The sequence below is a fragment of the Rhodococcus sp. 14-2470-1a genome, assembly GCF_002259425.1.
Lineage (GTDB): Bacteria > Actinomycetota > Actinomycetes > Mycobacteriales > Mycobacteriaceae > Rhodococcoides > Rhodococcoides fascians_E.
The window spans coordinates 20,504-29,300 of the sequence record NZ_NPFZ01000007.1 but is presented as its reverse complement, the minus strand read 5'-3'; the positions used below and the strand labels follow the sequence as shown (position 1 = coordinate 29,300).

The following is an 8,797-nucleotide window of genomic DNA, read 5'->3' as shown; positions in this document are numbered from 1 at the left end:
ACCCACCGACACCGCCCGCACCCGAATCCGACTCCTCCGCCGAAAACTACGACAACACAAAACCATCCAACACCTCCGCGAACGAAAGAAACCACCACCGTTCTGATCTACGAAGGCGGTCGATCGTCCTCGGGTACTCGGTATTTGCCGCCGCGGATCACATACACCGCGTATCCGGCGATGCCGAGCACGTACGCGACGGTCGGAGCCGCGAGGACCCACGTCGACACCGACCCGTCGTCGGATCCTGTTGTTCCGGCGACCACGGTCATCCACGTCAAGAGGGCGATAGTCGCGGCGCCGATCCATTCGAGATCCTCGGCGATCATGCGATGAACGACCACGGGGATTCCGTTCGAGTGACGGTGCCGGACCCATCGAAATGTGCCGGGACGTCTCCGTCGGGTGCCGCGGCGACGAAGATGCGTCCCGGCCGTTCCTCATCGCCGACAATTCTACGAAGGTGCCCGGTGACCGCTGATGCCGGTGGTGAGGAGGGCGGCGAGCTCGGCGTACGCCTGGGAGTCGTCGAGGCCGGTGTGTTCGGAGATCTCACGCGATTGAATGCGCGCCATTGTCGATGCGGCGACGTCGGCGACGAATGCGGCATGGACGCTGCGGACTTCACCCGCGGCGGCACCGTCGTCGATCAGGTCTTGAACGCGTTGGGCGGCGAACGCAGTGTTCTGCTCGTAGATTTCGCGGGCAGGAGGGAAGGCGGCGAGGTCGTCCATGAACTGTCGTGATGCCGGCTGCAGGGCGATTCCCACCGCGGTCAGGTACGCGGTCAGGCGGTTGCCGAAACCGTCTATCCCGACGATCGCTGACTCGACGCGGTCCGTTGCTCCGCGGAAGAAGTGCACGGTTGCCGCTCGAACGAGTTGTTCCTTGCTGCCTGCCAGGGTGTAGAGCGTCGATTTGCTGCAGCGGAGGCGCCCCGAGATATCGTCGAGTGTGAGGTAAGCGAACCCTTCGCTCAACAAGAGGTCGACGAGTTGGTCGAACAGTTGGGCACGGCGGGCCGTCGCGTGAGCTGCGGTCATGAAGCATGACAGTACTGCAGTGGGCGATTCAGTATCATCTGCAGTACTGTGATGGGACCGTCAGTACTGTGAGGAGTTCGAAAGTGCCTGTCGATCGTTTGTTGCCCACCGAGGAAGCCCGCGACCTCATTCAGCTCACGCGCGATGTCGCGGACAAGGTGTTGGATCCCATCGTCGACGAGCACGAGAAGAACGAGACCTATCCCGAAGGTGTGTTCGGCACCCTCGGTGAAGCCGGGCTGTTGAGCCTCCCGTTCCCGGAGGAGTGGGGCGGCGGTGGCCAGCCGTACGAGGTCTACCTGCAGGTGCTGGAAGAACTGGCGGCCCGCTGGGCGGCGGTGGCCGTTGCGGTCAGCGTGCACAGCCTCGCGTGCTCCCCGCTGCTGGCGTTCGGAACCGAGGAGCAGAAGCAGCGCTGGCTTCCGGACATGCTGGGCGGCAGTCTCGTCGGCGCATACAGCTTGTCCGAGCCGCAGGCCGGATCCGACGCCGCCGCGTTGACCTGCAAGGCGACAGCCAAGGACGACGGATACGTCGTCAACGGCGCCAAGGCGTGGATCACGCACGGCGGTATCGCAGATTTCTACAACCTCTTCGCCCGCACCGGTGAAGGGTCGAAGGGTATTTCCTGCTTCCTCGTTCCCAAGGATCAGGAGGGGCTCTCCTTCGGCAAGCCGGAGGAGAAGATGGGTCTGCACGCAGTGCCTACCACGTCGGCGAACTACGACAATGCCTTCGTCTCGGCGGAGCGACGTCTCGGCGCCGAGGGGCAGGGCCTCCAGATCGCCTTCAGCGCACTCGATTCCGGCCGCTTGGGAATTGCTGCGGTCGCCGTGGGTATTGCGCAGGCAGCGCTGAACGACGCAGTCGCCTATGCCAACGAGCGCACGACGTTCGGCAAGAAGATCGTCGATCATCAGGGCCTCGGGTTCCTGCTGGCCGACATGACGGCCGCGGTCGACTCCGCGAGGGCCACCTACATCGATGCTGCGCGACGTCGGGACGCCGGGTTGGACTACTCGCGGGGCGCATCCGTCGCGAAACTCGTCGCAACCGACGCCGCCATGAAGGTCACCACCGACGCGGTCCAGGTGTTCGGCGGGTACGGCTACACGCGGGACTTCCGCGTCGAACGGTACATGCGCGACGCCAAGATCACTCAGATCTTCGAGGGCACCAACCAGATTCAGCGCCTTGTCATCGCACGGAGTCTGCGGAACTGATGCCTGTGCGGTGGATCCGTCTACTGCAGTTCGTGGACGGTCTGCTTCCCTTTGAGCCAGCGATTGGGTAGCCGACCGACCAACTCGCCCAACGGATTCACCGCCTGCGACAAGATCTCGACCGAATCCTGCAGGATGTCGATGCTGACGCCCATGCGTTCGATGTTGGGTGCCAGCTGCGACAAGGTTTCGGTCAAGGTCACGAGCTGATCGAGCGGACCACCCTTCGCGGTCAACCTCTCGATGGCACCGCCCTCGGCGAGCAGCTGTTCCAACAGGCCGCCTTCCTGGGTGGCGCGTTCGATGATGCCGTCCTCGCGAGTCAGAAGTTCGAGCGGCCCGTCCTTGGCGGTGAGGCGTTCGAGGGGGCCGTCGACGGCGGTGATCCGATCGAGAAGTCCGCCGTCGGCAAGCAGCCGTTCGAGCGGACCGTCCTCGGCGAGCAGCCGGTCCAGCGGTCCGTCGGTGGCGGTCACGCGATCGACGGGTCCGCCGGGTGCCAGCAACCGTTCGAGCGTGCCTTCCTCCGACGTCAACCTGTCGACGACGCCACCCGGCGCGAGCAGCCGGTCGAGTGGCCCGCCCTCACGCAGTGCGTTGCCCAACGCTCGGTCGTCCGAGGTGAGCTGACCCAGCTGGGACAGCAGCTGCATCGTGCCGCCCTTGGGATCGGTGAGCGAGGCCAGGTTGGCAGGCGTGGCTGCGCCGGTCTCGAGAGCGAATCGAGTGGTGGACAGAATCGCCCCCGAGACCTCCAGGGCAGTTTCCGCGATGGCAATCCCAGCGCGTGCAGGCAGTGTGATCGCGGACACCCAGTTCATGGAAGTTACTGTAACTGCTGGATCGGTCAGTGCAGCAGCTTCAGCCCGACGACGCAGCCGACGATGCCCACGAGCAGCGCGACCTTGATCCACGACGACGATTCGTCGCCCGTGATCATCGCGTAGGCGACGGTGAGGGTTGCGCCGATTCCGACCCAGACGGCGTATGCGGTGCCGACAGGCAGGGTACGCATCGCGACGGCCAGGCCGCCCATGCTGGCGACGAGGGCGACACCGAAGACGATCGTGGGAACGGGACGCGAGAAACCGTCGGACTTGCCGAGGGCGGTTGCCCACACTGCTTCTAGTACGCCGGAGATGACAAGAATGACCCAAGCCATGAGAAAACACTCCCATGCACCGTCTTGTCGCTGGCCGGGTACGGTGCGCTCGTCCGCTGGTCCCACTGTGTCGAATTCAGCAAGACTGGTACTAGGGTACCACTAATAGGCGTACGTGTTCTCGGGTTCGTCGATCTGCTCGACGCCGGTCACCGCCATCGTCGGAATGTTGCCCGTCTCCGGAGACGACTCACCGACGGTTCCGCGCACCCGTAGCCACTCGCCCTCGACGTCTCGGTCCAGGTGGATGCGGATGGATCGCGCGTCGGCTGCGCAGCAGATGATCAAAATGCGCGCCAGATCGACACTGCCGTCCGGGTTCTCCACTCGAATACCCGTCACGGTGATCTCGCGATCGTCGAGGCTGCCCGTGCTGTCCCTCGCGGCGCGCTGCACGACGTCGAGCAGTGGTACTTCGGGCGCTTCGCCGTCGGGCAACGGTGGAAACGCAGTGCGCTGCACAGGACCGGCCGCGACCACCCGATCCGACACCGACGACACGTCGAGTGCGGGCGGCGCGACGAACAGAATCAACGCCGCCGGAAGAAGCAACATCCAGTACGGACGAGAGCTGTGGGCGTGGTCGTCGTCCGCCGGTCCTCCTCGCCGGACGTCGCGCACGATCGCCACCAACGCCAAGCCGACGATGAAAATCCCGCTGGCCAGCAGGTAGGGGTGCAGGCTCGGCTTCACGTACCGCAGGAAGCTTCCGTCCACGGAGATCTTGACCATCGCGCCACCGACGAGCAGAAGCAGGACGTTCTGCGTCTCCCGCCTCATCGGGCACCCAGAACGAGAAGCCCGACGGAGGTGGCGCACGCCACCGCGACGACGAAGGTGACCGGGGCGAATCGGGCGACGAATCCACGTCCGAAACTGCCCGCCTGCATCGCCATCAATTTGACGTCGACCGCGGGGCCGACGACGAGGAACACCAGCCGGGGGAGCAGAGGCAGCATCGACATGCTCGCTGCGACGAAGGCGTCGGCCTCCGAACACAACGCGAGGACGACGGCCAGAACTGCCATCACCAGAATCGCCAGGAGCATCTGCCCGGCGAGGTGCTCGAGGATGGAATCGGGAACGACGATGTGCAGCAGTGCCGCGGCTCCGGCTCCGAGGACGAGGAAGGCGCCCGCCTGCATCAGGTCGTGTCGGGCGGATTCGGTGAACACTTCCCATTTCGACCGCGAGGAATCGTGGCTGTGATCGGCAAATTTCTTCGTGATCCACTCGGCACGTCCGATTCTGGCCCACAACCAGCCCATCACCAGGGCGGTGGCCAGCGATGCGAGAAATCTCGCCAACACCATCCGCGGTTCACCGGGGAACGCGACAGCCGTCGACACCAGCACCACAGGGTTGATGGCAGGTGCGGACAGTAGGAATGCGAGCGCCGCCGACGTCGGCGCACCCTGGTCCATCAGACGGCTGGATACCGGAACGGCGCCGCATTCGCACCCCGGCAGGGCCATTCCGGCCAGGCTGGAGACACCGACAGCAGCTTTCTCGTCGGCCGGCAGCAGTCGTTTCAGAACCCGCGGCGAGACGAACGCGGCGATCGCGCCGCTGACCAGCACGCCGAGCACCAGAAACGGGGTTGCCTGAACGAAGACGCCCAGGAAGATCGTCGCACCTGTTCGGAGCTCGGGAAAGGAGTTCACCGCCGTGACCAGCTGATCCCGGAACACGATCGCGCACACGAGCAGAAGTGCGAATACGTGCATGGAATTGATGCGGCGGGCCGGACTCGCCGAGGTGTCCGTCGTCGCCATCGCCGTCCATCATGCACCCCGTGCGGCACTCACAGAAACCTCACAGCGAGAGTGCAGCAAGTGCGCAGGCTGCGGGTCCAGAATGGGTACGTGAGCGAAACACCTGAGGCCCGTGTGCTGGTCGTCGACGACGAACCGACGATTCTGGAACTGCTGTCTGTCAGTCTGCGATTCCAGGGGTTCGACGTCCAGACCGCATCGTCCGGGCCCGAAGGGCTCGACAAAGCGCGCACCTTCCGTCCCGAAGCGGTCATCCTCGACGTCATGATGCCGGGGATGGACGGGTTCGGTCTGCTGCGCAGGCTGCGCGCCGACGGCGTCGACGCGCCCGCGCTGTTCCTGACCGCTCGCGATTCAGTGGAGGACAAGGTCTCGGGCCTGACGCTCGGCGCCGACGATTACGTCACCAAACCGTTCAGCCTCGAAGAGGTGGTTGCTCGGCTGAGGGTCATTCTGCGTCGATCCGGAAAGACGGAGGAGACTGCACCGTCGCGAATCTCGTTCGCGGACATCGAACTCGACGACGACACCCACGAGGTGTGGAAGGCAGGCGAGCCGGTTGCACTCTCGCCGACGGAATTCACGCTGCTCCGGTACTTCATGGTCAACGCGGGCACCGTGCTGAGCAAGCCGCGAATCCTGGATCACGTGTGGCACTACGACTTCGGCGGTGAAGTCGGTGTCGTCGAATCCTACGTGTCCTATCTGCGCCGCAAGGTGGACACCGGGGACACCAGACTCATCCACACTCTGCGTGGTGTCGGCTACGTCATGCGGCAGCCGCGGTGAAGAAACTGCCGACGCCCAGGGACGTTCCGCTACGGTTCACGCTCGTCGCGGCACTGCTGCTTCTCGTCGCGACCGGGCTGCTGGCGTCCGGTGTCGCAGTGACGTCCGCGCTGCAGCAATCGCTCGTCGAACGCGTCGACAAGAGCTTGTTCGACGCGTCCCGCGTGTGGGCGGAACCCCGGAACCCGGACATGCCACCGCCGTCGGAGTCCAGGCGACCACCGGCGGACTTCTACGTGAAAGCGACCGACACCGACGGCCAGATCAGGATCGAGGAGGACGCCGGGCAGAACGTTCCCGACGTCGACGGCGTCGACACGTCTCGGCCCACCACGGTCGGTTCCGTCGACGGAGACGAGGAGTGGCGAGCCTTCAGCGTCACCAACTCCCAGGGCACCACCGTGGTTGCGCAGAGTCTGACACCCACCAAGATCACGGTCGATCGTTTGGTGGTGCTTCAGTTGATCATCGGGACCATAGTTCTGGCACTTCTCGCGGTGCTGGCGTACTTCGTCGTCCGCCGCAGTCTGCGTCCACTCGTGCAGGTCGAGGAAACAGCGGCCGCGATCGCAGCCGGTGACCTGCACGAGCGGGTGCCGGAGCGGAGTTCGCGCACCGAGATCGGCAAGCTGTCGATTGCGTTGAACGGCATGCTTACTCGCATTCAGCAGGCGTTCGCGGCGAGCGAGGCGTCCGAGGAGGCGGCCCGCGCATCCGAGGACAAGATGCGGCGCTTCGTCGCCGACGCGAGTCACGAACTACGCACACCACTGACGACGATTCGAGGATTCGCGGAGCTGCATCGGCAAGGCGCGATGAGCGACATCACGTTGTTGATGAACCGAATCGAGGGTGAATCGGCACGCATGGGTTTGCTCGTGGAGGATCTGCTGATGCTCGCCAGGCTCGACGCGCAACGCCCGTTGGAGGCTCGATCCGTCGACGTGCTCACCATCGCTGCCGACGCCGTGCACGACGCCCGGGCCGTCGCTCCCGAACGCGACATCTCACTGAAAGTCGTCTCAGGGCCCGGCATTCCCGAGGTGACCGGTGACGACGCACGGCTACGTCAGGTAGTGGCCAACCTCGTCGGAAATGCTGTTCGGCACACTCCGTCCGATGCGTCCATCGAGGTCCGTGTGGGCACCACGGACACGTCGGTGCAACTCGAGGTCAGCGACACCGGGCCCGGCTTGTCGGCCGAGGAATCGGCGCACGTCTTCGAGCGCTTCTATCGCGCGGACAGCTCCCGTACTCGTGAAAGTGGGGGCAGCGGACTGGGATTGTCGATCGTCGCGGCCCTCGTCGCCGCGCACGGCGGAACCGTTACCGTCGACAGTACGCCGGGCCTGGGCGCAACCTTCCGGGTGGAACTGCCCCGGGTGAATCAGGACCGGGTCGACTAGGCCCGGCGGCGGCAGGCAAGAACCACCAGCGCGCCGACGATGGACGCGGCGGTGGTGAACAGCACTGCGCTGTTCCACCCCTCGACGAGCCCGGCGACGCTGGGCGTTCCGGTCGGAACAGCGAGCACGGCAACCACGGTGACGCCGACGGCCGAACCCACGTATCGAGCAGTGTTGTTGGCGCCACTACCCATGCCTGCACGCCCGGCGGGCACGCTGGCCACGGCCTCGCGCCCGAGGGCTGCGTTGAGGACACCGCTGGAGACACCGGCGACGAGCAGGCCGGGCAGCAGGCGAGACCACGTCGAGTCCTCGGACAGACCGAGAAGAAAGAGCTGCCCGACGGCGACGCCGAGCAGTCCGACGGCCAATTGTGTTCCGCCCGAGATGCTCGGCGGAATTCTCCGAGCGAGCAGAGCTGTGACGACCGACGTGCCGGACCACGCGAACATCAGCAGTGCAGCTTCCAATGCTTGGATACCGTAGGCATTTCCGAGGAATCCGGACACGTACGACATCAGGGCAATGACGCCGGCACCGGTCATGAGTGCCGCGAAGGTCGCTGCGACGAACGGGGGATGAGCGAACAGCGACAGGTCCAGCATCGCCGTGCTGCTTCGTAATTCGACAATGACGAACATGCTCAGTAGCAGTGCTGCGACGACGAACAATCCGATGGGCAGAGGGTCTGCCCATCCCTGGCGCCCCTCGACCAACGCAGCCAGCAGCGCACTGACGCCGAGGCCGAGCAGAAGCGCGCCCGCCGGATCGAGGCCTCGCGGAACGTCGGTTCTCGACTCGACGACGAAGCGGTGCGAGACGTAGGCCAGCACAGCTGCGGCGACCGCGAGCACGACGTACGCATCGCGCCAGGTGGCGATACGATCGAAACCGGCCGCGATCAGCGGCCCGAGGGCAATGCCTGCGCCGACGCTGGCGCCCCAGATCCCGCTTGCGCGCGCCCGCAGCGGGCCGACCGGGTGAGTGTGCGCGATGATCCCGAGGCTCGACGCGACGAGTGCTGCGCCGCCGATGCCCTGTGCGATGCGGGCGATCACGAAGATCAGTGTGGTGGGGGCAACCGCGCAGGCAACGGAACCCGCGGCGAGCACGACCGCGCCGATCGCGAACGTCCGACGGCGTCCGAAATCGTCGGCGACGGTTCCCGCGGTCAACAGAGCAGCACCGAGCCCGATGCTCATCGAGCTCAGAATCCAGGTCTTCCCGGCAGCGTCACTTCCGAGGGTCGTCGCCGTCGGATTGATGGTCGCCAAGGGCGCTGTGAACGCCACCAGGGTCAGCAGAGTGCCGAGCGACGCGATCACAAGTGAGCGTCGTTGCACGGTGGACGGGTCGGTGGTGGTCATGGTTCCCCTTGGTTCGGTGACCGAACTGTAAC

General features: G+C 65.2%; 10 protein-coding genes and 1 riboswitch. Of the genes, 3 read left to right on the top strand and 7 right to left on the bottom strand.

Annotation, left to right across the window (positions count from 1 at the left end; genetic code table 11):
* Positions 1 to 107: 107 nt before the first annotated feature.
* Both CH292_RS04160 and CH292_RS04155 read right to left on the bottom strand, forming a co-directional pair.
* A complete protein-coding gene (locus tag CH292_RS04160) occupies positions 108 to 344 on the bottom strand; it encodes a hypothetical protein (protein ID WP_256977908.1) in 237 nt (78 codons plus the stop codon).
* A gap of 111 nt (positions 345 to 455) precedes the next feature.
* A complete protein-coding gene (locus CH292_RS04155; protein ID WP_094654041.1) occupies positions 456 to 1,043 on the bottom strand; it encodes a TetR/AcrR family transcriptional regulator in 588 nt (195 codons plus the stop codon).
* 83 nt (positions 1,044 to 1,126) lie between these two features.
* Here CH292_RS04155 and CH292_RS04150 point away from each other — a divergent pair, with 83 nt between their 5' ends.
* Positions 1,127 to 2,266 carry an acyl-CoA dehydrogenase family protein gene (locus tag CH292_RS04150; protein WP_019663661.1) on the top strand — a complete coding sequence of 380 codons (1,140 nt, stop codon included), beginning with the start codon at positions 1,127 to 1,129 and terminating at the stop codon, positions 2,264 to 2,266.
* A gap of 20 nt (positions 2,267 to 2,286) precedes the next feature.
* On the opposite strand, the gene CH292_RS04145 is transcribed toward CH292_RS04150, so the two are convergent.
* The 4 genes from CH292_RS04145 to CH292_RS04130 all read right to left on the bottom strand — a co-directional run bounded on the left by CH292_RS04145 (position 2,287) and on the right by CH292_RS04130 (position 5,203).
* The gene (locus CH292_RS04145; RefSeq protein WP_019663660.1) at positions 2,287 to 3,087 is read right to left on the bottom strand and encodes a hypothetical protein; all 801 of its coding nucleotides are present in this window, start codon (positions 3,085 to 3,087) and stop codon (positions 2,287 to 2,289) included.
* A gap of 26 nt (positions 3,088 to 3,113) precedes the next feature.
* Positions 3,114 to 3,428 carry a multidrug efflux SMR transporter gene (locus CH292_RS04140; protein WP_020113381.1) on the bottom strand — a complete coding sequence of 105 codons (315 nt, stop codon included), beginning with the start codon at positions 3,426 to 3,428 and terminating at the stop codon, positions 3,114 to 3,116.
* Positions 3,429 to 3,441: 13 nt separating this feature from the next.
* A riboswitch (guanidine-III (ykkC-III) riboswitch) is annotated at positions 3,442 to 3,505 on the bottom strand.
* 25 nt (positions 3,506 to 3,530) lie between these two features.
* Entirely contained in the window at positions 3,531 to 4,208 is a 678-nt protein-coding gene (locus CH292_RS04135) for a TIGR03943 family protein (RefSeq protein WP_037145096.1), read from the bottom strand.
* Complete coding sequence (locus CH292_RS04130) at positions 4,205 to 5,203, bottom strand: permease (protein WP_094627254.1); 999 nt, start codon at positions 5,201 to 5,203, stop codon at positions 4,205 to 4,207. Before CH292_RS04130 ends, CH292_RS04135 begins: the two co-directional genes overlap by 4 nt.
* A 90-nt stretch (positions 5,204 to 5,293) precedes the next feature.
* Between CH292_RS04130 and CH292_RS04125 the strand changes: the two genes are divergently transcribed.
* On the top strand, positions 5,294 to 5,992 hold the full coding sequence (locus CH292_RS04125; RefSeq protein ID WP_026347530.1) for a response regulator transcription factor: 699 nt from the start codon (positions 5,294 to 5,296) through the stop codon (positions 5,990 to 5,992).
* Complete coding sequence (locus CH292_RS04120; RefSeq protein WP_019663655.1) at positions 5,989 to 7,398, top strand: HAMP domain-containing sensor histidine kinase; 1,410 nt, start codon at positions 5,989 to 5,991, stop codon at positions 7,396 to 7,398. The genes CH292_RS04125 and CH292_RS04120 overlap by 4 nt, the downstream gene beginning before the upstream one ends.
* Here CH292_RS04120 and CH292_RS04115 read toward each other — a convergent pair.
* Positions 7,395 to 8,765 carry an MFS transporter gene (locus CH292_RS04115; RefSeq protein WP_020113378.1) on the bottom strand — a complete coding sequence of 457 codons (1,371 nt, stop codon included), beginning with the start codon at positions 8,763 to 8,765 and terminating at the stop codon, positions 7,395 to 7,397. The two genes, CH292_RS04120 and CH292_RS04115, sit on opposite strands and share 4 nt — an antisense overlap.
* Positions 8,766 to 8,797 lie beyond the last annotated feature (32 nt).